The organism is Tardiphaga sp. vice154, from assembly GCF_007018645.1.
Lineage (GTDB): Bacteria > Pseudomonadota > Alphaproteobacteria > Rhizobiales > Xanthobacteraceae > Tardiphaga.
This window is the reverse complement of record NZ_CP041399.1, coordinates 1,299,453-1,321,208: the sequence shown is the minus strand read 5'-3', so window position 1 is coordinate 1,321,208 and position 21,756 is coordinate 1,299,453. Positions and strand designations below refer to the sequence as shown.

The window sequence follows — 21,756 nt, the reverse complement described above, 5'->3', positions numbered from 1 at the left end:
CAGACAACAGGGACCACCTCAGATGCTCGGTCCATCGACAAACATTTGCGGATCCGGCTGAATATATCGGCCGAGCTGCGGGAAAAGTTTCGCCGCGATCCGGCGCTGATGGGCGACAAGAAGTACGGCATGGACGTCGCCTTCCTGGCGATGCTGTTCATGACCAGCCTGACCGGCCTGCTGCTGCGGTTATTGCGCGCGACAACGGCAATGGGCCTGCTGGTGCCGCACATCGGCATCGTTTTCGCGCTTTTCATCACAATGCCATACGGCAAGTTCGTCCACGGTTTCTATCGCTTCGTGGCGCTGGTGCGGCACGCCGAGGAACGCCGCGAATTAGCGGGACATTGAGAACGCCGTCTCACGCGCCGAAGGCTGGCCACGCCCCACCCAGGCTGATGGTCAGGACGAGTTCCATCAGGGGCATCGACCAGGACCGGGTTCCATTGGGATTTTCCTGCGGCCAATACCCCGCCATCGAACTATCTGCATCGACTAGCAACGCCCGAAGCGTTACGATGCTACAGTGCGGCAATTCGGGGGAGGAACATTGTCATGGACAGGTTCATTCACAACGAGAATATGAAGCTGTGGCGCCGGCATCTGGCCGAGACCACCGACCCTCACGAGCGCACCGTTCTTCTCAACCTGATCAGCGAAGAAGAGCAACGCAAGGTCCGGTTCGGCGGCCCCTCGGCAGCTCCATCCGATCGCAACGGGCGCCGTTCCTGACAGCTGCCAACCGCGTCGCACGATGTCTCGACCGCACCAGGCATCGGTCCAGCAGACCTGATCGGCGCGTCCGCTGCAGGCGCACAGCGATCAGCGGATTGTCACGCACTCCCTTCACAGGCGATCGCCCGCGACGGCCATCTGCGACGCAGATTTGAGCTACGTCAATTCGAACTTCTCAGGCCCGCATACACTTCGAAAAAATCGTCTTGCGGCCTATGGAGGAACGACATGCTGAAACGCATTCTGGTGCATATCCCGTCCGAACAGCAGGCTCGCCCTGTCATCGACGGGGCCATCTCCTTCGCAGTCGCTCAGAACGCATCCCTCAACGCCATTTCGATCGGCTACGAATCCACCGTCGTCGGGTTCGCGATGGAAGGCGGCACCGCGGTGGCTGCAGCCTATGACATCGAACATGACCGCGCGCTGGCAAGAGCGGCGGCATCGAGCGAATTGTTCGAGGCCGAGGCTCGCCTCGCTGGCGTCACGTCGCATTATCAATCGATCGTCGCGATGTCCGTCGATGCCGGACCGATCCTGGGTGCCGCGGCCCGCTTGCACGACCTGACGATCGTGCAACAGCCGGATTTCGACCGCGAGAGCTATGACAATTCAGTGGTCCTCGACGTTCTGATGGAGTCCGGCGGTCCGGTGCTGTTCATTCCCTACACCCATCACGGTGCGCTGCCGCTGGCGCGGGTCGGCATCGCTTGGGATGGCGGCCGGCTTGCGGCCCGGGCGGTGCGTGATGCGATGCCGCTGCTCCGCAAGGCGGACAGCATACAGATTCTCAGCATCAATGAGCCCGCGACGGCGACCGCCTCCGCCGTTGCGCTATCGGATTATCTGGCCCAGCACGGCCTGGAAGCCCGGGTCGAACGCTCGACGGCAGATGGCAGCGACATTCAGCCCGCGCTGCTGTCGTTGGCGGCCGATTGCAGCCTCGATCTGCTCGTGATGGGTGGCTATGGTCACTCGCGGCTTCAGGAACGCATTTTCGGCGGCGTCACGCGCGCGATGTTCCGCGCCATGACGGTGCCGACGTTGATGACGCACTGATAGCTGCACCTTGCACATTTCATGCGCTGCGGAGCCCCGGCCGCGCAAAGCTGCGGCGCGCGTCATAGTGACCGCGCCGAGCAGCAGAGCGCTCCGCCCGGTGTCTGTGAACCGAACCGGAGGCACGCACCGAATCGTACCGGCGTCCTTGTCACTCAAGCTCCTGCCTGGTCACTCAAGTTCCTGCTTGCCGGGGTGCGGCGTCTTCAGCAACGTCGTGGTCGTGTCCAGCAACCGCGCGCTGTGGCCGAAAAATCGCTCGGATTCGCGCCGGGCAAAGTCGATCTGGTGGCGTCCGCACTCTTCCCACATCGTTGCGAGGTCCTTGACCGAGTGGGCTCCGGCCATCTTGGACAGGAACTCGTTCAGGAGGTGCGATTCGATGCGAAATCGTTCCATCGCCTCGTTCGCGCTCAACATTGCTTCACCAATGAAGGCCTTTTGTGCGTCGCGCATGGCAATGAGACCGGCGGCCCAAGGCGCACCGGCGCCGGCACTGCTGCCCGAGACCGAAGAGCTGTTGCTTTGATATTCCGACATGCTGCATTCCTCAGGTTGAAGACCAGGCTCAAGAAGACTCGTCCTAAACAGAAATTTCGGCGGCGTCAGACGTGCCCTGCGCTTCCACCAGGCTGGTGGGTGCAAGCGCAACAATAGCAGATTAGATATTCCCGCTTTTGGAGCCCTTGAGCTATATCAAGTGTAGCATGTGATATCGAACAGGCCCCACGCAGGTTCGAGGTATTTTTCGCAGGCCGTCGAGCGGCGACGGACGAAATAGCTCGGCGGAGCGAAGAATATTTGATCTCGGTCAACCCACCGCGGCGCGCGGCGGCGTGAGATGTCCCGTCGCAACCTCGTGGCCGATGGCGGACGTTCGGAATGCTCATGGATATGCGGACCGCACCCACCGACGTGAACCAGCGCTCGTTGCCGCCCCAGCCAGATCCAGCACCGCGATTCTCCTCGAAACTGATGATCGCGCTAGTGGTGATCGCAGGATTGGCGGTAACCGCGTGGTGGCTATGGCGCGGACCGGCGGTCGGCGCTACGCGGGTAACCCGCGGCGCGGCGGCTGAGATTGTCTACGCAACCGGATCGGTCGAGCCCGAGACCTGGTCGCGCTCCACGCCATTGGTGCGCGGCCGCATCGTCGAGCGCTGCCGTTGTGAAGGCCGGCAGGTCCGCAAGGGCGACCTGCTCGCCCGGCTGGACGACAAGGAAGCCATCGCCACGCTGAACGATCTGCGCGCGCTCGAGGAGTTTCAGCAACGCGAATTCGATCGCCAGGCGCAATTGCTGGCGCGCGGCGTCGCGACCTCGCAGGCCTACCAGCGGTCGGAGAGCGACCTAGCGCGGATCCGCGCCCAGATCGCCGCGCAGTCGCAACGCCTGGACTACTACAAGGTTCTCGCACCGATGGACGGCACCGTCCTCAAGGAAGACGGCGAGGTCGGCGACATGGTCGAGCCCGGCACCGTGCTGTATCGGATCGGCCTGGCGAAGCCGCTATGGGTGGTGGCCGAAGTCAATGAAGAGGACATTCCCCGCATCCGCATCGGCCAGAAGGCGCTGCTGCGCACCGATGCCTTCGCCAGCCAGGTGCTGACGGGTACCGTCAGGCAGATCACGCCGGCGGGCGATCCGGTAGCCAAGACGTTTCGCGTCCGGATCGGCCTGCCCGATGACACGCCGCTGCACGTCGGCATGAGTGTCGAGGCCAACATCGTCAGCCGTGAAAAGCCCGACGCCATTCTGGTGCCGGCCAATGCGATCGTAAACGGCCATCTGTTCACCATCGAGGATGGCCACGCCCGGCGGCGCAAGGTCGAACTCGGGATCCGCGGCAGCGGTTTCGTCGAGATCCTCGACGGGGTGGCGGAGGGCGACGTGGTCATCTCTCCGGCGGAGCCCAACATCAAGACCGGATCCCGCGTCCGGTTCGAGATCGGGGAGCCTTTGGCCCGGTGAACCTGATCCTGAGCATCGCCTGGACGCATGTCCGCCACCGCGCCCGCCAGACCCTGGTGGCAGTGATGGGCGTTACCACCGGCGTCGGCTTCTCCATTATGATGGCGGCCATGATGGAGGGATCGCAGGACGACTTCATCAAGACGCTGGTCAATTCGCTGCCGCACATCTCGGTAACCGACGAATTGCGCGAGCCGACCCACCAGCCTGCCGAACGGCTGTACCCCGCCGCCGAGTTTCACGGGCTGACGCCAGAAGTGCGCCGCCCCGGCATCAAGAACCCGATGGCAACGATCGCTTCCTTGCAAACCTGGGTGCCAGGCGCGCTGACGCCCTCGGTGCAGTCGAAAGCCGTGCTGCGCTTCGCCGGTCGCAATCTAACTATCTCGGTGGTCGGCATCGATCCGAGAACGGAAGGCGCCGTCTCCAATCTGGTCAGCCACATGCGGCAAGGCACGATGGCGTCGCTGTATCGCTCGTCCGGCGCCATCCTGCTGGGCGATCGGCTGGCAAAAAAGATCGGCGCCCGGATCAATTCGAACATCACGCTCGCCTCCGCCGATGGCGTCAGCATGAACGCGACGGTGGTCGGCACCTTCCATTCCGGCTTTCGCATGACCGACGAGAGTACCGGCTATGTGCTGCTGAAGACGGCGCAGATCCTGGAAAAGCAGACCGGCGTCATCAACGAGATCCGGATCCGGACGCGCGACCCGCTGGAGGCCCGCGCCATCAGCGAACGGATCGGTGAGCAGACCGGTTACCGCTCGATCTCCTGGCAGGAGGCGCAGGAGGACTTGCTGGCGGCGATCACGCTGCGCAACGTACTGATGTATACGATCGTCGGCGCGATCCTGCTGGTGGCGAGCTTCGGCACCTACAACATCATCTCCACCATCACGCATGAGAAGACCCGCGATATCGCCATCATGAAATCGCTCGGCTTCCGCGACGGCACGATCCGCGCGATCTTCATGCTCGAGGCGGTGTTCGTCGGGCTGGTCGGCGCCATGCTGGGCTGGATTTTCGGCTATCTTCTGACCCGCGGACTGGCCTCGCTGGAATTCAAGACGCCGTTCTCGGACAACAACCATCTGCCGGTGCTATATTCGGTCAAGCACTACGCGCTCGCCACCGGCGTCGCGCTGTTTTCCAGCCTGATTGCCGGCTACTTCCCGGCCCGCGCCGCGGCACGGCTGCATCCGGTCGATATCATCCGGGGCGCCACATGACGGCGCTGATCGAGGCCCGCGATGTCAGCAAGGTGCTTTCCGGCGTCGTCCCGGTCACGCTGGTGCAAGGCATCACGCTGAGCATCATGCCGCGCGAATTCGTCGCCATCACTGGGCCGTCCGGCTCGGGAAAGTCTTCGCTGCTGTATCTGCTGGGGCTGCTCGACCTGCCGACCTCCGGCGATGTGCTGATCGACGGGCGTTCCACCACCGTGATGACCGAGGAGGAGCGCGCCGAAGTGCGGCTGGTGCGGATCGGTTTCGTGTTCCAGTTTCACTTTCTGCTGCCGGAATTCACGATCACGGAGAACGTCGCACTGCCGATGCGCGCGCTTGGCCGGCTGTCGCCGCGCGCGGCCGCGGCGCGCGCCGATGAATTGCTGGCGTCGCTGGGGCTCGGCGATCATTGCCACAAGACGCCGGATCAACTGTCCGGCGGCCAGCGCCAGCGCGTTGCGGTCGCCCGCGCGCTCGCCAATGACCCGCCGGTCATCCTCGCCGACGAGCCGACCGGAAGCCTCGATACGCAGGCGACGGCACAGGTGTTCGACATCCTTCGCGATCTGGTGACGCTGCACGGCAAGACCGTGGTCGCCGTCACCCACGATCTCGCCTTGGCCGCAAAAATGCAGCGGCGCATTCACGTCGTCGATGGCCGCCTGGCTGCGGATGCGATGGCTTGAGACGAAGGATTTTCTACTTGAGATGATCTGACCACCCCCAGCCGTCATTGCGAGGAGCGCTTGCGACGAAGCAATCCAGTCTTTGCCTGTAGCTTCTGGATTGCCGCGTCGCTTCGCTCCTCGCAATGACGGGCCGATGGATCAGTTGAATGCAAAAAGGCTAGCTCACCGCGGCCTGGCCGTCGCGGCGGGGATCGCTGGCGGCGGCGTAGCCCTCCACGGCGGGATCGCCCATCCGCCAGATGAACTGGCCGGCGCCGAAGTCCATGTAGCTGTCGCGCAGTGGGATGATGTTGTGGCCGAGATCGGCCAGCGCCTGCGCGACCTTCGGATCGGTGTTGTCCTCGACATTGATGTCGAGCCCGGCTTCGAAACGCCAGCGCGGTGCATCACAGGCGGCCTGCGGATTCTGGCCGAAGTCGATCATGCGGACCAGCGTCTGCAGATGGCCCTGCGGCTGCATGTTGCCGCCCATCACGCCGAAGCTCATCACCGGCTGGCCGCCCTGCGTCAGGAAACCGGGAATGATGGTCTGGAACGGCCGCTTGCGCGGCGCGACGCAATTGGGATGCTGCGGATCTAAGCTGAAGCCATAGCCGCGGTTCTGCAGCGACACGCCCCACTCCGGGATCACGACGCCGGAGCCGAAGCCCATGTAGTTGCTCTGGATGAAGGAGACCATCATGCCGGAGGAATCTGCCGCGGTCAGATAGATCGTGCCGCCGCGCACCGGGTTGCCCGCCTTGAAGTCCTGCGCCTTGTTGCGGTCGATCAGTTTGGCGCGGCCCGCCAGATAGGCGGGGTCGAGCATTTGCTGCGGCGTGACATCCATCGCGACGGGATCGGCGGCATAGCGATAGGTGTCGGCGAAACCGAGCTTCATCGCCTCGATCTGCAGATGCTGCGCTTCCGCACTGTCCGGCGCGAGACCGGCCAGATCGAAGTGATCGAGAATGCCGAGCGCGATCAGCGCCGCGATGCCCTGGCCGTTCGGCGGTAGTTCGTGGGCGGTGTAGCCGCGATAATCCTGCGCGATGGGATCGACCCATTCCGGCTTGTAGGCGGCGAGATCGGCCGCCGTCATCACGCCGCCTTCGTCGCGCGAGTGGCGCTCGATCGCTTCCGCGATCTCGCCGCCATACAGCGCCGCACCGCGCGTCTCGGCGATTTTTCGCAGGGCCTTGGCCGCGGCGGGAAAGGCGAAGCGCTCGCCGACTTCCGGCGGCCGGCCCTTGGGCAGAAAGGTTTCGCTGAAGCCGGGCTGCTTGACCAGCGCCTCGACGCCGAAGGCGCCGACCCATTTGTGCTGGATCGCGGTCGGCACCAGATAGCCCCGCTCGGCAATCTCGATCGCCGGCTCCAGCAGATCGGCGAAGGGCAGCTTGCCGAAGCGCTCCGACAACGCGACCCAGCTCGCCACCGCGCCGGGCACCGTGACCGAATCCCAGCCGCGCACCGGCGGCGTTTTGGCATCGTCGCCATACTTGCCGCGGAAATATTCCGGGGTCCAGCCGGCCGGCGAGAAGCCGGAGGCGTTGAGACCATGCAGCTTCTTGCCGTCCCACAGGATGCAGAACGAATCCGAGCCGAGGCCGTTGCTGCACGGCTCGACGATGGTCATCACCGCCGCCGCGGCGATCGCCGCATCGACCGCGCTGCCGCCCTTCCAGAGCATGCGCAGGCCGGCCTGCGCGCCGAGCGGGTGCGTGGTGGAGACGACATTGTTGCCGAACACCGGCATGCGGCGCGAGGCGTAGCCTTTGGCCCAGTCAAACGATGCGTTCATGTTATTTCCTGTCGGTCAGTGGGCTTCGCCGAAGACGGTTTCGAGCCGGTGCGTCATCGGGACAATATCCAGCCCCTGCGACGCGAGCCATGAATCATCATACAGCGTCGATTTATGGCGATCGCCGGAATCGCACAACAGCGTCACGATCGAGCCGCGCTCGCCCTTATCCATCATTTTCTGGATCAGCGCAAAGACGGCGCAGATGTTGGTGCCCGTCGAGCCGCCACAGGGCCGGCCGATGATGGCACTCAGCATGCGCGCGCCGGCGATGCTTTCGGCGTCGGGCACCACGACGACCCGATCGACCAGATCCGTCATGAAAGACGGCTCCACCTGGGTGCGGCCGATGCCCTCGATCACGCTGCAACAGGCCTCGACGCGCCTGACCGTGCGGTCGGCGAAATGTTGGTGAAACAACGGCGATTCCGGATCGGCGACGCACAGTTGAGTGGAGTACTTACGATAGCGGATGTAGCGGCCGAGCGTCGCGGCGGTGCCGCCGGTGCGGGCGCCGCACACGATCCAGCTCGGCACTGCGTGGGCTTCCTTGTCCATCTGCGCGAAGATGGATTCGGCGATGTTGTTGTTACCGCGCCAGTCGGTGGCGCGCTCGGCATAGGTGAACTGGTCCATGTAATGGCCGTTCAGTTCGGCGGCGAGCCGGCAGGCCGTCTCCGATGTGTTGCGACCATCGATCAGATAGGGCTCGCCGCCGTGAAAGGCGATCGCGGCGATCTTCTCCGACGACGTCGAACGCGGCATCACCGCGATCAGGCGCAGCCCGAGCAGGCGCGCGAAATAGGCCTCGGATATCGCCGTGGAGCCCGACGACGCCTCGACGATCACGGTGTCCGGCCCGATCCAGTTGTTGCACAGCGCGTAGAGAAACATCGAGCGCGCCAGCCGGTGCTTGAGGCTGCCGGTCGGATGGCTGCACTCGTCTTTCAGATACAACGCGATGCCCCACACGCGCGGCAGCTCGATCCGGATCAGATGGGTGTCAGCCGACCGGTTGATGTCGACCTCGATCAGATGGATGGCATGTGCAACCCAGCGCGGATCGTGAACCCGGCCAGGTCTTGGAAAGACGACATTCATGGGCTGTTTAAGGTCTTCTTGAGTTCAGCTTCGGCGCGCGCACGCAGGCCCGCGCGATCGATCTTGTTGGTGGTGGCGAGCAGCATATGGTCGAGAAACCAGACGCGGCGCGGATGCTGATAGGCCGGCGCATTTGCCAGAACGTATTGCTTGAGGGTGTCCTCATCGACCGATGAGCCCGGCTTGCGGACCACGAAGGCGACTGGCTTGGTGCCCTTGATGTCGTCATCCACCGGCACGACGCTGGCCTGTGCCACGTCGGGATGCTGCTCCAGCACTTCCTCGACTTCACTCGGAAAGATGTTCTCTCCGCCGCTGACGAACATATCGTCGGTGCGGCCGACGAAATAGTAGAAGCCGTTGTCGTCGCGACGGAACACGTCGGACGTATCGTAATAGCCGTCTTCTGTGATGGGCGATTTGACGTCCGGCCGGTTGTGATAGCCGAGCATGATGGCAGGACTCTTCATCTGCAGCACGCCGCTCTCGGGCCCATGCGGCCCGACCAGGCGAACGCCCACTTCCGGATGCGGATAACCAACGGAGCCGGTCGGAAGCGGGATGCCGTCCGAATGATTTCCGAACACGATCGGACCGCCTTCGGTGGTGCCGTAGGAATTGATGATGCGGGCGTTCGGCAAGAGCGCGCGGATCTGCCGCGCCAGCGTGTCGTTCACCGGCGCCGAGCCCATCCGCACGGTATGGACGCCGGAGAGGTCGGCCTTCGCCAGCGCGTCCTTCTCGCGCAGCATCATGGCGATCATCGGCGGCACCGCGGTTAGCCAGGTGCAACGATAGCGCGTGATCGCCTCGATGTAAGCGACGGCCTGAAACTGCGGCAGCAGGATTGCCGTGGCGCCCGATGCCAGCGACATCAGGCAGACCGTCAGCGCGTTCATGTGATACAGGGGGGCCGCGATCAGCAGGCGGTCGTCATGCAGATCGGCTTCGCGCCGGCGCAACGCCGCCACCCACAGATGCGAGGCATGCGACAGCAGCACGCCTTTTGGGCGACCGGTCGAGCCGGACGTGTAAAGACTGAGTGCAGGCTCGTCCGGTCGCGGCGTGATCGGCACGAACGGGCCCGGATCGAGCCACGACGATACGGCGCCCTCGCCTGTCCCGTCGAATGCGACGAAGGCAACGCCCGGAAATTTTTCGGGTTCGACGGCCGCGCGACGCTCGTCGTCGTGCACCACGAGACGCGCACCGCAATCGGCAATGACGTTCGCGATGGTCGCCGCAGGAAACTTGAAATTCACCGGGACCGGCACTACGCCGGCACGCATCGCGCCGAGCAGCAGCGCGACGAAGTCCGGGCGGTTCGCGGCGAGGATCGCGATGCGCTCGCCGCGTTTGATGCCGCGCTTTAACAACCCGCGCGCAAAGGCGTCCGCCATCTCGTCGAGCGCGGCGCGCGTCATGACGTGCTCGACCTGCCCCGGTCCGACGCCAATGATCAACGGACGCGAGGGCTCGTCCGTTCGCCGGATGAAATCGCCGAGGTTGGAAGGCACGTTCATCAAAGGCTCCGGCAGGTGAGTGTGAGTTCGAAGGCCGGTAGCGACAGCGTCGCCCGCGCCCCGCTCCGCTGCCAGACGACGTCGCTCAACGCCTGTGCGCGGCGTTCGATGTCGTCGAGCGACTCGAACAACAGTTCCACCGTGGCGAAGCGGGGCGTCGGGCCATTCACGATCTCGATCTGGGCGTCGGCGAGCGGCACTTGCCAGCCGGACACCGAGCATTCGGCATGACTGTCGAAAGCCGCCGCGTAATTCTGGACGTCCGCGCGTGCATCCGGGCTCTCGATCACGAACCGGTCGATGCCGCAGAAGCCATTGGGATGGCCGAGCCATTCCGGCCGCCAGACCAGCTCAGGCGTCAGATGCTGGCAGAAATACACCCGACCGCCGGCGAAGGTCTCCAGCGGAAAGCGCACGGTACGAAACCGCGCATCGTGCGTATCGCCGTCGATCGTGACGGGACGCGAAAACTCGCCGGGCTTCTGTGCTGAAAAGCCCGTGTCAATCAGCCGAGCAAAGGTGGCGTCCGCATTGTCGGTGCGGATCACCAGGCCGTTCAGCCCGAACGGGCTGTCCAGCACGTCCTGTCGCTGCAGTCCCGTTTCGGGGACACCGACCAGTTCGAGATAGGCGCCCTTCGTCATCATCAGATGATTGATGGAACCGAGAGAGTGGTACCCGCGCGGGGTCAGAGTGAAACCGAGCGCTGAGAAGACATCGGATGCAGCATCCATGTTTCGCAGCGTGTTGATGACGACATGATCGAGCGCGGGCACCGGGTTTACCTTTACTTCTGCGGGATCATGTAGACGCCGCGGCCGCTGGCGAGCAGCTTGCCGTCGGCATCCATGATCTGCGCTTCGGAGACACAGAGCGTGCCGCCGAACTTGATGACCTTGCCGACGCAAGTGAGATCGCCCTGCATCGCCGCACGGTGATAGTCGACGCGCAGGTCGACCGTCGGCACGCCACGGCCGGTCTTTGAGACCAGCGCCCAGTCGGCCGTGAGATCGACCAGCGTGGCCAGAATGCCGCCGTGAGTGTAGCCGGCCGCGGCATTGACGACCCATTCCGGGCGCCACTTGGCCTTCAGATGGATGGTGCCCTCGCCGACGTCTTCGCAGGTGAGGCCGAGCCACTGGTGAAACGGCCCCTTCAGCAGGGCGGCTTCGACCTGTTCCTTGGTCATGGGAGTATCTGACATGGTGATGCTTTCCTTCAGGGAGTAACGACGATCTTGCCCATGACCTCGCGGTCGCGGATCATGCGCAGGCCTTCGGAGGCCTGTTCGAGCGGCAGCACCTTGTCGATGACGGGCTTCAACGTGCCGGCCTGGATCATGTCCATCAGCGCCGAGAGATCTTCATGGTAGAAGCTGTTGGAGCCAATCACCTTGAGCTCGAAGCTCCAGATGTAGCGCAAATCTTCCTTCGGATCGTGGCCGGCGGTGGCGCCGCAGACCAGGATCGTGCCGCCGCGCTTGACGCATTTCAGCGAAGGCACCCAGGTGTCGCCGCCGGTGAAGTTGACGACCACGTCGACGCCGCCGCCATAGCCACGACGCTCCGGCTTGCCGTATTGCTGGATCGCCCATTTCGAGAAATCCGTGTCGCGGTAGTTCACTACATGATCGGCGCCGAGCTCCTTGAGCCGCGCCATCTTGTCGTCGGAGCCCGCACAGGCGATCACTTCGGCGCCCATCTGCTTGGCCAGCATGACGCAGCCGGTGCCGACGCCGCCGCTGGCGCCGAGGATGAGAACCTTGTCGCCCTTTTTGACGGTGTTATGGGTCACCAGCATGCGATGCGCGGTGCCATAGGCAACAGGCAATGACGCTGCATCGACATAGCTGACATCGGGCGGCATCATGATGAGCTGGCCCGCGGTGACGGCGCAATATTCGGCCATGCCGCCGTCGAGCATTTCGCCCATCAGGCCGACGCCGGGATTGAGCGGATTGACCAGCACGCGATCGCCGATCTTCCAGCCGGAGACGCCTTCGCCGAGTTCGACGATCTCGCCCGCCATATCGAGTCCGATGATCACTGGCATCGGCACCTTGATGCCGGGCATGCCCTTCACGGTGAACACGTCGTGATAGTTGAACGACGAGGCACCGACGCGGATCACGACCTGGCCGGGCTTGGCTTCGGGCACGGGATAGTTGTTGACGACGACGAGATCCTCGACGTCGCCATGCTGCTTGAGCAATAGCGCTTTCATGGTCTTGGGCATCCTGATTTCCTCCAGTGTTTTCGGATTGCTGGTCTCCGTGGATCGATCCGCGGAGACCAGAACGGCTTTAAAGGGTGGATTACTTGATGGACTTCGACCCTTCGTAGGGGCCGCTTACGAGCGCGGTGGCGGGCAGCGTTCCTTTGACCACGCCAATGCTCTTGAAGATCTCGAATTCGGCCTTGAAGGATTCGATATCGGCGGGCTCCATCGAGACGGTGTAGATGCCGTCCCACAAGGCGGCATAGGCCTTGGCTTCGGGCTCCGGAATGTTGCCCGCGGCCATCAGCGCCTTGGCGACGCCGGCCTTGTCGGTCTTGCCGGCCTCATAGGCGTCGCGCATGCCGGCCACCACCTTGGCGGCATCCGCCGGATTGTCCTTCATCCACACATTGCGCATCAGGCCGACGCCGAGGATCGGCGGCGCGTCCTTGCCGGTGATCTTTTTCCATTCGTCACGATACGAGCTGAGTTTCTTCAGCTTGACCTCGGGCAACAGCGCCAGCGTGACTGTGCGCAGGGCGGCGGCATCGATGTCCTTCTGCACAAGAAACTGTGCGACGCGCGGGTCGTTGCCGGGCACCGCCTGGAAATCGCTGTCCTTCATGCCGTAATTCTTGATCAGGATGGCCGAGGCGATCGCCGCGGTGGCGCTGCCCGCCGGCGACATGCCGATCTTCTTGCCCTTCAGATCCGCCATTGATGCGATCGGCGAATCCTGCAGCACCACGAAGTCGAGCTCGGCGACCTGCGTCGCCAGGATGATGCTCATCGGCAGGCCATCGGCGAGGACGCTGAGCGCGCTGCCGGCGCTGGCGGCGATCGCAAAATCGATCGCGTCGGCGGCCATCGCCTTGGTCGGCGCGTTGACGTCGGGGAACTTGACGTATTCCACCTCGAGGCCGCGCTTCTCCATGAACTTGCCGGCTTCCAGATACGCGCCGAATCCAAGGCTGATGCCCGAGCTCCAGTAGCCGATGCGAACCTTGGCGGCTTCCGCCGGAACGGCCGTGACGGAAAACAGCGCGAGCGCGGTGGCGAGAGCCTTCATGCGTTTCATGTGCACTTCCTGTGTGAATGTTGACGGGGCGGCGGAGAATTCAGCTGGACGGACGCTCCCGCCACGAGAACAGGCGTCGTTCCAGCGGCTTGAGCACGAGCGTTTCGACGAAAATCATCAGTCCGACCAGCGTCAGCGTCCAGGCGAACACCTGATCGGTCTGCACGAGGTCTGCGGCCTGGCGCAGCCGGTAGCCTATGCCGCTCGAGGCGCCGAGCGTTTCCGCCACGATGCTGACGCGGGCGCCGAAGCCGAACGCCAGCCGCGCGCCGGCGAAGAACAGCGGCAGAATGGTCGGCACGTAGATCTTCAGCAGCACCTGGCGCTTCGACATCCGGAAGGTGCGCGCCAGTTCGACGAAATCGACATTCACCGTTCGGGTGCCCTGCCAGACATTGGTCAGGATCAGCGGCATCGCGGTCATGAACACCACGAAGATCGTGCTCCAGTTCGACAGACCGAACCAGATCAGCGCGAAGATCGCCCAGATCGACGACGACACCGTGTTGATCACCACCAGCACCGGCTCGAAGAAATCGCCGAAGAACTTGCTGGCGCCGAGAATTATGCCGAGCGCCCCGCCGATCACGGCGGCGAAGGCGAAGCCCACCATGATGCGCCAGAACGTGATGCCGAAATCCGACCAGAATGACGGCGACGCGACCAATCCGGTCCAGGCCCGCCAGACCCGCGCAGGCGATGGCAGAATGAAAGGCTGCACGCCGATGGAGGCGATCTGCCAGATCAGCAGCAAAGTGGCGATCAGTGCCAGCCGCATCCCGACTAGACGCCATCTGCGATTCTGAGTGATTTGAGTTTGACTGGCTGCCATGGATCGATCTGTAGGCCGGATGTCGGGAAAGGTGCGGAAGTTCAGGCGAGGTCGAGGCGCAACAGGCGCACCTGTTCGGCGACGTCGGGCGACAGCGGATTGCGCGGGTAGCCGAGGCCGATTGGGCGGGTCTCGCGGACGCGACCCGGATTCGGCTGCAGCACCACGATCTTGTCCGCCAGGACCACGGCTTCCTCCATGTCATGGGTGACGAAGATCACCGTCATCTGGCGCAAGTTCACGATGCGCAGCACCTCGTGGTGCATCTGTTCCCGGATCGAGGGATCGAGCTTGGAGAACGGCTCGTCCATCAGCAGGATGGTGGGCTCCGTGACCAGGCTGCGGCCGAGCGCGGCGCGGCTGCGCATGCCGCCGGAGAGCTCGTGCGGATAGGCATCGGCGAAATCCTGCAGACCGACCAATTCGAGCGTCTGCCGCACCCGGTCGCGTCGCTCGGCGCGCGAGATGTTCATAGCCTCGAGACCGAAGCCGACGTTCTGCGCCGTGGTGCGCCAGGGAAACAGCCGGTCTTCCTGAAACATATAGGTCATCGAGCGCCAGTCCTTGAAGTCGGACGAGCGCACGTCGTTGAGGAAGACGATGCCGAAATCCGGCGGGATCAGGCCGGCAATGATGTTGAGCAACGTGCTCTTGCCCGATCCGGACGCGCCGACCAGCGCCGTCACCGAGCGCGGCTCCACGTCAAAATTGATGTCACGCAGAACTTCGAGCTGCGTGCCATCGCGGCGCATGAAGCATTTGCTGACGCATTGCAGACGAACGACGCTCAACGGCCGTCTCCTGCCGCGTTGGCGCCTTGACCGATCGGCACCAGCACGGCTGAGACCCGCAGGCTTTCGATGACTTTCTCGATCACCATGTCGCGAAACGTCTCGACGTGGCGGCGCGCCACCAGTTCGGCGGCGTCCGCGTCGCCAGAGACGAGGTGCTCGATCAGCAGATTATGGTCGTTCTCGATGTTGGGGCGAACGCGCTGCACGCCGAAGCCGAGCGCCACCAGGCGGGTCATTTCATCGAGCAGCCCGGACAGCGTCCGGCTGAGACGCTGATTGCCGGCGGCGTCCGCAATCGCCATGTGAAAGCTGCGGTTGGCTTCGAGAAAGAAATCGATCTGGTTGCCGATATCGACGGGGATGCGAACGCGGCAGGCCTGCTCGAGCCGGACGAGCTGCGCCCGGTCAACCCGACCGGTCGCAGCGCGCGCCGCCATCGGCTCGAGCGCCACGCGCAGCGCGAACACTTCATCGACGTCTTTGACGGTGATCGGCGTCACGCGGTAGCCGTGACGGGGCATGGAAGAGACGAAGCCGCCCTGGATCAGCCGCTGCAAGGCGATCCGGCAAGAGGCTTTGCCGAGCTCGAATTTATCCATCAGCTCGGCTTCGGTAAATCGCGTACCGGGCAGGATGCGGCAGGAGACGATCTCCCGGCGTAGCAGGTCGTAGGCCTGATTGCCTTTCAACGTGGCATGGGGGACCGCAAGCGTTCCCTGATCGATATCACTGTGCCCGGACATCCTGACCACCCCACGACTAACTGTGAGCAGCCTACGGACGCAGGGAGCGCCCCTCAAGACCAAAGATTGGCCAGTATGGAGATGAATTCTCTCTATCGGTCAGTTAGTTGAGAAAAAAATGGCAGAGATGGTCGATATCAGGGCGATTTCCAGCATATACGCCGCGTCCAAGGAATACGACGCGGCAGACTTAAGCGCTCGATACCGATGATCCGCGCATGGATGGGTTAATCCGCAAGCCTGGTATCCAAGGGAAGCAAATGGGTGCGGCTTCCCTACCCGATCAGACCGGCGAAAGAAATCCAAAGCTGCCAGCCCCCGTAACCCTGATTGCTTCGCCGCAAGGGCTCCTCACACTGACGGCAAGCGCAAGCTTCTCAGGCAGACCGATCCATCGGTCCGCCCGAGGCGACCGGGCAGCCTTGCCCGCTCTGGTCGATGTCCGCGCCGCAGCCGCCCGGTCAGGCCGCTTTCGCCAGCCCCATCTCCGCCCAGATCGCCGCCAGCGCCTGCACCAGATGCTCGATATCGGCGTCGGTGTGATGCGGCGACGGCGTGATCCGCAGCCGCTCGGTGCCGCGCGGCACCGTGGGATAGTTGATCGGCTGCACATAGATGGCATAGCGGTCGATCAGCACGTCGCTGATCTGCTTGCAGCGCACGGGGTCGCCGACCATCACCGGCACGATGTGGCTGGGATTGTCGAGATGCGCGACGCCGGCCTGGTCGAGCCGCGCGCGCAGCCGCGCCACGCGATCCTGCTGCCTGTCGCGTTCCCACGAACTCGCCTTCAGATGCCGGATGCTGGTCAGCGCCCCGGCGGCCACCGCAGGGGGCAGCGAGGTTGTGAAAATGAAGCCGGAGGCAAAGCTGCGGATGAAATCGCAAACCGTGACCGACGCTGCCACATAGCCGCCGATGACGCCGAAGGCCTTGGCCAGCGTTCCCTCGATTACCGTGAGGCGATGACTGAGCCCCTCGCGTTCGGCGATGCCGCCGCCACGTGGGCCGTAAAGACCGACGGCGTGGACCTCGTCGAGATAGGTCATCGCATTGTGCGCCTCCGCGACGTCGCACAGTTCGCCGATCGGCGCGATGTCGCCGTCCATCGAATAGACCGATTCGAAGGCGACCAGCTTCGGCACATTCGGATCGAGATCCGACAGCTTGCGCTCCAGATCGCGCGGATCGCTATGGGCGAAGATCCGGGTCTCGGCGCGGGAGTGACGAATGCCTTCGATCATCGAGGCGTGATTGAGCGCATCCGACAGGATGACGCATCCCGGCATCCGCGAGGCCAGCGTGCTCAGCGACGCCATGTTGGAAACGTAACCGGACGTGAACAGCAAGGCGGCTTCCTTGCCATGCAGGTCGGCGAGCTCCTGCTCCAGCATCACGTGATAGTGGTTGGTACCGGCGATATTGCGGGTGCCGCCGGCGCCGGCGCCGCAACTGTCGAGCGCCTCATGCATCGCAGCCAGCACCGCCGGATGCTGCCCCATACCGAGATAATCGTTCGAGCACCACACCGTCACCTCATCCTTGCCGGACGGGTGATGATGGATCGCGCGCGGGAAAGAGCCGGCGCGGCGTTCCAGATCGGCAAAGATACGGTAGCGACCTTCACGATGCAGGCCATCGAGCTGGCGGCGGAAAAAGCTTTCGTAATTCATCTACGTCCTCCCGTTGATCGTGGCGACCGGTTCGGTCTCGCGTAAACCCGCGCCCAGATCGGGGCGCGGATGCAATTCGCGAAAGCGCTGGCGAAACTCATCCTCCAGCCGCTGCCGCGCGCCGATCGAGCGCAGCTTCGCGGCGTCGCTCGCACTGGAAATTCCCGCGAGCGGCGGTACCACGTCGTCCTTGATATCCCCACCCTGCTCCATCACGTCCTCCGAAACCTGCGGCCCCATACCCCATCCCCACAGGGTGATGGCAGGCAGCGGCAGCAGCATGAACCAGTGCTCGATCACGCCAAGCGCGAACAGTGTCGATACCAGCGTCAGCGAGACGATGTCGAACGGCGTGGCGGCGACCTCCACCAGACGCTGCACCATGATCACCAGCGCGGCGATTGCCAGCGTCACCGACAGCGGAAAAAACAGACTGACCGGCTTGCGCGCGAAATAGGTTTTCAGGAACTGGACCGGCTCCGGCATCAACTCGTCATTGGTGACGGGAACGCCCAGAAACAAATTGATCTTCGCGCTCTGCCTGAGCACCCATAGCGCGGCAAAGGTCCACAACGCAGTTGCATTGGCACTACCAGAGGTCAGCGCCAGGATGGCGACGCCGCATGCCAGCAGGGCCGCCTCGTGATATAGGATCGCCTGCAACGCGAGGCTGAGCCGCTGCCAGCCGCGGGCATCTGCGGGACAGCGTTGCGGCCGCGGCCCGGTCACCCAGCCCGCCAGAAACGCGATCTCCTGCGCGCCCCATAGCAGGATCGTCCCGGTGAAGGCGGCATAGGCGCCCCCGGCCGTGATGTCGTCTGCCGAGACGGCGATGGCGTATAATCCGGCCAGCAACAGCGCGCCGGACGATACCAGCTTCAGCGCGCTGCCATAGGCCGTGCGCCCGACCAGCAACAGAACGGCTCCGGTGCTGAACCACCAGACAAAGGCTGCATAGACAGGTGGGGTCAGATAGGAGCCCATGCCAGCTTCCTCACCACGCCGGACGCAGACATATCTGCCGGGGCAACACGTTCTTCTTGGCAGGCACCAGGTATAGCCGGGCGAAAGCCAGCGCCGCCGCCGCACTCAGCCCGAGCCGCTTCAGCTTCGAGACCATCCCGCCCTGGGCCTTGGCGTCGGCCATGGCTTCGGAGATCACCCGCAGCCGCTCAAGGCCCTTGAGGAAATGCGGATTGTCGATGTCCAGTACCACCGGAAACACCTGGCGGGAGATTTCCGAGGTAATGCGGAAAACCTGCATGTCGTAATCGGTAGGTTGCATGCCGAGCGCCTCATGGAACGCCGGGCGCATATGGTCGCGCACATACATGGTGGCATAGACCGCGAGCTGGAAGAACTTGATCCACAGCTTGTTGTGGCCCCGCAGCAATTTCGGGTCGGCGCGCATCAGCAGCGCGAAGGCTTCGCCGTGCCGGAACTCGTCATTGCACCACAATTCGAACCAGCGGAAGATCGGATGAAACTGCCGCTCCGGATGCCGCTCCATCTGCCGGTAGATGGTGATGTAGCGGGCATAGCCGATCTTCTCCGACAGATAGGTGGCGTAGAAGATGAACTTCGGCCGGAAATAAGTGTACTTCTTGACCTTGGTAAGAAAGCTAAGATCGACGCCGATGCCGTGATCCTTCAGGATCTCGTTGATGAAGCCGGCATGGCGCGCTTCATCGCGGCTCATGAACGCGAACAGTTCCTGGATTTCCGGGTTCTTGATGCGCTTCTTGATTTCGGCATACAGCACGCAGCCGGAGAACTCCGCGGTCAGCGAACTGACCAGGAAATCCTTGAATTCGCGGCGCAGCTCCGGCGGCAGGCTGTCGAGATCGTTCTTGAACTCGTCGGTCTTGGTGAAATGCGCCTTGTTATAATCTGCCCGCAACTCGGCCATGATCGCGTTCCATTCGGAGCGCACCAGACTGACATCCAGCCGGTCCATCGCCTCAAAATCCGTGGTGTAGAACCGCGGGCTGAGGATGGTGTCCTGCCGGGCGATGTCGAGGCTTTCCGAACTGCCCTTGATGCCTGGCCGCGTGACGGTGCGCAGACTGCCTTGAGCGCCGCCTTCCATGGGAATCATGATGCCCTCCCGTCCGAGAAACTGACTTCGTAAAGTTCGGTCAATTCGAGATACCCTTCGATCCGGGCGCGCAGCCGGTCGAAGGCGTTGCCGCGCACCACCGTGGCGCTGCGCCGCACCACCAGCCGTTCGCCGAATGCTACCCCGGTCGGCGCGTCATGGACCTGCACCGCATCGCCCGGCGCGATTTCGATATCGCCGTCGAGGATCACATGGGCATGCAGCGTCTCGGAGGTCTGCTCGATCTCCACCGTGCAAGGCACCTCGATATATTGTCGCGCGCGCCACAGGCCGGTCATGTCTTCGCCCCCACCTGCATCAGCCGCGCAAAGGCGCCGACATTGGCGGCACCGAACGCGTCGAGGTCGACCTTCTTACCGGATGAGGTATCAGTCAGCGTCAGTTGGCCATTGGCGTGGCGGCTGAGCCGGAACGGCGGCTGCGGGCCGATGTCGCCGAGCTTGCGTTCCCGGGCAAGCCCGCGCAGCACGACGCGCACGAAGCCGTTGCTGCCTGGCGGGAGCGTGTCGATCACCTGGCCGTCACGGTGATCTAGCACGAGGACCGCACCGCCCTGCCCGTCCATGAAATTCAGGTCAAGGCTCTCCACGGCGGCGGGAACGGTCATGCGGACTTCGCCTACGCCGGTGAGGCGTGAGGTGGTGACCGTGACGAGCGCGAACAGCACGAGGCCACAGCCTGCGAGTATCCCGCCTTTCGCAATCAGGGGCTCGTGCAAAGCTTGGCTCATGACGTCCTCCTTCAAGCCGCAGCACTGGCGGCGTTCGGCATGTCGTTCGGCGCCGCCACGCGGCTCGCCGCAGCCGTCACCAGCGGACCCGGATGCCCGGTGAGCGCCTCGTTGAGCCGGGCCGCGACCGTGGCGGCATCCGGCACCGCGCGCAGCATCGGCTCGGAGACGATCAGTTTCCACGGCCGCACGAACGGCCACAGCAGCAAATGCGAGACGCGTTCGTCGACCAGCCGCAGTGGAATGTCGCCGGAGCCATCGCGATAGGTCTTCAGCGCGGCGCCCTCGATCTTGCCGAGCGGGATATTCAGCGTCATCGGCAGCGCCACGCCGAAATGCAGCAACACGCGCTTGCTGGTGATGGTATAGGTCGCGGCGCGGGCGAACAGCCAGGCCAGGCCGTACAGCACCAGCGCACAGAGCAGCGCCGGCCCGACGGTCACGACAGTCGCCCAGGCATAGTCGGCCAGCGGCGCGCCGCGGGCCTGCAAAGTCCACAGCCGCCACACCAGAAAGGCGCCGAAATACAGCGGCAGATCGCGGACATGAAAAGCGCGCCACGCCAGCCCGTGCACGCCGGGCTTGCCGCACCAGATCAGCCGCTCATCCGCCGGCAGCTGCACCTGCAGGTCCTTGGACTGGTTCATATCGTGTTTCACAGCAAGGGCTCCTGTCGTGCCGGGGTGGCGTAGAGCAGGCCGCCGCCATAGTAACCAGCGATGCGGTCTTCCTCGCGCTTGGTGACCTGGTCGGGATGCGCCGTCACCGGAACGTCGGCAAACTGGTGGCCGAGAATCGCATGGACGCTGACATAGCCGCTCGGCTTGTTGATCAGGCAGAACGGCATCGGCAACAGCACGCGCTTCGACGTCGATGCTGCGACGACGCCATCAGACCTGACGGCGACCGGGCCAGCCGGCTTGCCGGGCACTTCGACCTCGAGGTAACGCACCAGCAATTCGGCGCGATCGATCCAGACATCGACCACGACGCCCCCGACCTCGCGATCGCAGCCGATTACTTTCATCCCGCGCGGATCGGCGTCGCGGGCTTCCAGCGAGGTCGCCGGCGTCAGCCGCAGCGGCGCGATGGCCGGGATATTGTCCATCGTGAATTCGGGCACGTCCTCCCGGTTGGCCCAGGAGCCCGGCCCGACGCCGTCGAGCATCGCATTGCCGGTGGGCGCGAAGGGAGAGCCGGGCCACGGCGTTGCCTGCGCGCTGGCTACGTCCGGGCGGTCATTGCCGTGGTTTGGTAGCACCGCGACGTGGCCTGTGCGAAGCAGATAGCTCTTCGGATCCGGCTCCTGCGGAAAGAAGCCGTGCACCGGACGGCCACGCCCGGTATCGGATACCAACGGATACCCTTCCCGCTTATCTTCGCGGCGCAGATACAGTATCAGGCCCAGGAAGAACACCCAGAATACGTAAAGCGTGACCTGTGCTACGTCCAAGTATGAATCGCCCTGCATGGCACGGCT

23 protein-coding genes and 1 pseudogene are annotated in these 21,756 nt (G+C 63.8%); 6 read left to right on the top strand and 18 right to left on the bottom strand.

What is annotated here, in order from left to right; genetic code table 11:
• Positions 1–84: 84 nt before the first annotated feature.
• The 3 genes and pseudogenes from tcuB to FIU28_RS06185 form a co-directional block, all read left to right on the top strand.
• Positions 85–351 (top strand): annotated as a pseudogene (tcuB, locus tag FIU28_RS06190) (tricarballylate utilization protein TcuB); the annotation flags it as partial.
• Between the two features lie 204 nt (positions 352–555).
• The gene (locus FIU28_RS26310) at positions 556–732 is read left to right on the top strand and encodes a hypothetical protein (RefSeq protein WP_168207197.1); all 177 of its coding nucleotides are present in this window, start codon (positions 556–558) and stop codon (positions 730–732) included.
• A gap of 231 nt (positions 733–963) precedes the next feature.
• Positions 964–1,794, top strand: coding sequence for a universal stress protein (locus tag FIU28_RS06185; RefSeq protein ID WP_143572131.1), 831 nt, complete (start codon positions 964–966; stop codon positions 1,792–1,794).
• A 171-nt stretch (positions 1,795–1,965) separates the two neighbouring features.
• Here FIU28_RS06185 and FIU28_RS06180 read toward each other — a convergent pair whose 3' ends face one another.
• Positions 1,966–2,334, bottom strand: coding sequence for a hypothetical protein (locus tag FIU28_RS06180; RefSeq protein WP_143572130.1), 369 nt, complete (start codon positions 2,332–2,334; stop codon positions 1,966–1,968).
• Positions 2,335–2,682: 348 nt separating this feature from the next.
• Between FIU28_RS06180 and FIU28_RS06175 the strand changes: the two genes are divergently transcribed.
• From FIU28_RS06175 to FIU28_RS06165, 3 genes are read left to right on the top strand one after another with little or no spacing between them, the layout of a single operon-like run.
• Complete coding sequence (locus FIU28_RS06175; protein WP_246660888.1) at positions 2,683–3,765, top strand: efflux RND transporter periplasmic adaptor subunit; 1,083 nt, start codon at positions 2,683–2,685, stop codon at positions 3,763–3,765.
• On the top strand, positions 3,762–4,997 hold the full coding sequence (locus FIU28_RS06170) for an ABC transporter permease (RefSeq protein ID WP_143572128.1): 1,236 nt from the start codon (positions 3,762–3,764) through the stop codon (positions 4,995–4,997). The genes FIU28_RS06175 and FIU28_RS06170 overlap by 4 nt, the downstream gene beginning before the upstream one ends.
• On the top strand, positions 4,994–5,680 hold the full coding sequence (locus tag FIU28_RS06165) for an ABC transporter ATP-binding protein (RefSeq protein ID WP_143572127.1): 687 nt from the start codon (positions 4,994–4,996) through the stop codon (positions 5,678–5,680). The genes FIU28_RS06170 and FIU28_RS06165 overlap by 4 nt, the downstream gene beginning before the upstream one ends.
• 160 nt (positions 5,681–5,840) lie before the next feature.
• Here FIU28_RS06165 and FIU28_RS06155 read toward each other — a convergent pair whose 3' ends face one another.
• The 17 genes from FIU28_RS06155 to puhA form a co-directional block, all read right to left on the bottom strand.
• Positions 5,841–7,466 (bottom strand): gamma-glutamyltransferase family protein, encoded by a 1,626-nt coding sequence (locus tag FIU28_RS06155; protein WP_143572126.1) that lies wholly within the window; start codon positions 7,464–7,466, stop codon positions 5,841–5,843.
• Between the two features lie 15 nt (positions 7,467–7,481).
• Complete coding sequence (locus tag FIU28_RS06150) at positions 7,482–8,567, bottom strand: PLP-dependent cysteine synthase family protein (protein ID WP_143572125.1); 1,086 nt, start codon at positions 8,565–8,567, stop codon at positions 7,482–7,484.
• Entirely contained in the window at positions 8,564–10,090 is a 1,527-nt protein-coding gene (locus FIU28_RS06145) for a class I adenylate-forming enzyme family protein (protein WP_143572124.1), read from the bottom strand. Before FIU28_RS06145 ends, FIU28_RS06150 begins: the two co-directional genes overlap by 4 nt.
• The gene (locus FIU28_RS06140; protein ID WP_246660887.1) at positions 10,090–10,866 is read right to left on the bottom strand and encodes a VOC family protein; all 777 of its coding nucleotides are present in this window, start codon (positions 10,864–10,866) and stop codon (positions 10,090–10,092) included. The genes FIU28_RS06145 and FIU28_RS06140 overlap by 1 nt, the downstream gene beginning before the upstream one ends.
• Positions 10,867–10,877: 11 nt before the next feature.
• On the bottom strand, positions 10,878–11,294 hold the full coding sequence (locus tag FIU28_RS06135) for a PaaI family thioesterase (RefSeq protein ID WP_143572123.1): 417 nt from the start codon (positions 11,292–11,294) through the stop codon (positions 10,878–10,880).
• A 14-nt stretch (positions 11,295–11,308) separates the two neighbouring features.
• The gene (locus FIU28_RS06130; protein WP_143572122.1) at positions 11,309–12,325 is read right to left on the bottom strand and encodes a zinc-binding dehydrogenase; all 1,017 of its coding nucleotides are present in this window, start codon (positions 12,323–12,325) and stop codon (positions 11,309–11,311) included.
• 79 nt (positions 12,326–12,404) lie between these two features.
• Positions 12,405–13,385, bottom strand: coding sequence for an ABC transporter substrate-binding protein (locus FIU28_RS06125; RefSeq protein ID WP_143572121.1), 981 nt, complete (start codon positions 13,383–13,385; stop codon positions 12,405–12,407).
• A 40-nt stretch (positions 13,386–13,425) separates the two neighbouring features.
• A complete protein-coding gene (locus FIU28_RS06120) occupies positions 13,426–14,163 on the bottom strand; it encodes an ABC transporter permease (RefSeq protein ID WP_246660886.1) in 738 nt (245 codons plus the stop codon).
• A gap of 95 nt (positions 14,164–14,258) precedes the next feature.
• Positions 14,259–15,008, bottom strand: coding sequence for an ABC transporter ATP-binding protein (locus FIU28_RS06115; RefSeq protein ID WP_143572119.1), 750 nt, complete (start codon positions 15,006–15,008; stop codon positions 14,259–14,261).
• The gene (locus FIU28_RS06110) at positions 15,005–15,754 is read right to left on the bottom strand and encodes a GntR family transcriptional regulator (RefSeq protein WP_143572118.1); all 750 of its coding nucleotides are present in this window, start codon (positions 15,752–15,754) and stop codon (positions 15,005–15,007) included. Before FIU28_RS06110 ends, FIU28_RS06115 begins: the two co-directional genes overlap by 4 nt.
• Before the next feature lie 461 nt (positions 15,755–16,215).
• Positions 16,216–17,427, bottom strand: coding sequence for a 5-aminolevulinate synthase (gene hemA / locus FIU28_RS06105; RefSeq protein ID WP_143572117.1), 1,212 nt, complete (start codon positions 17,425–17,427; stop codon positions 16,216–16,218).
• Positions 17,428–18,411, bottom strand: a complete 984-nt coding sequence (gene puhE / locus FIU28_RS06100) for a putative photosynthetic complex assembly protein PuhE (RefSeq protein ID WP_143572116.1) — start codon at positions 18,409–18,411, stop codon at positions 17,428–17,430.
• Positions 18,412–18,421: 10 nt separating this feature from the next.
• Entirely contained in the window at positions 18,422–19,525 is a 1,104-nt protein-coding gene (gene acsF / locus FIU28_RS06095; RefSeq protein WP_143572115.1) for a magnesium-protoporphyrin IX monomethyl ester (oxidative) cyclase, read from the bottom strand.
• Complete coding sequence (locus FIU28_RS06090) at positions 19,522–19,824, bottom strand: hypothetical protein (protein WP_143572114.1); 303 nt, start codon at positions 19,822–19,824, stop codon at positions 19,522–19,524. The genes acsF and FIU28_RS06090 overlap by 4 nt, the downstream gene beginning before the upstream one ends.
• The gene (gene puhC, locus FIU28_RS06085) at positions 19,821–20,276 is read right to left on the bottom strand and encodes a photosynthetic complex assembly protein PuhC (protein WP_143572113.1); all 456 of its coding nucleotides are present in this window, start codon (positions 20,274–20,276) and stop codon (positions 19,821–19,823) included. Before puhC ends, FIU28_RS06090 begins: the two co-directional genes overlap by 4 nt.
• Positions 20,277–20,287: 11 nt before the next feature.
• Complete coding sequence (gene puhB / locus FIU28_RS06080; RefSeq protein ID WP_246660885.1) at positions 20,288–20,935, bottom strand: photosynthetic complex putative assembly protein PuhB; 648 nt, start codon at positions 20,933–20,935, stop codon at positions 20,288–20,290.
• Positions 20,932–21,747 (bottom strand): photosynthetic reaction center subunit H, encoded by an 816-nt coding sequence (gene puhA / locus FIU28_RS06075; RefSeq protein WP_143572112.1) that lies wholly within the window; start codon positions 21,745–21,747, stop codon positions 20,932–20,934. Before puhA ends, puhB begins: the two co-directional genes overlap by 4 nt.
• Positions 21,748–21,756 lie beyond the last annotated feature (9 nt).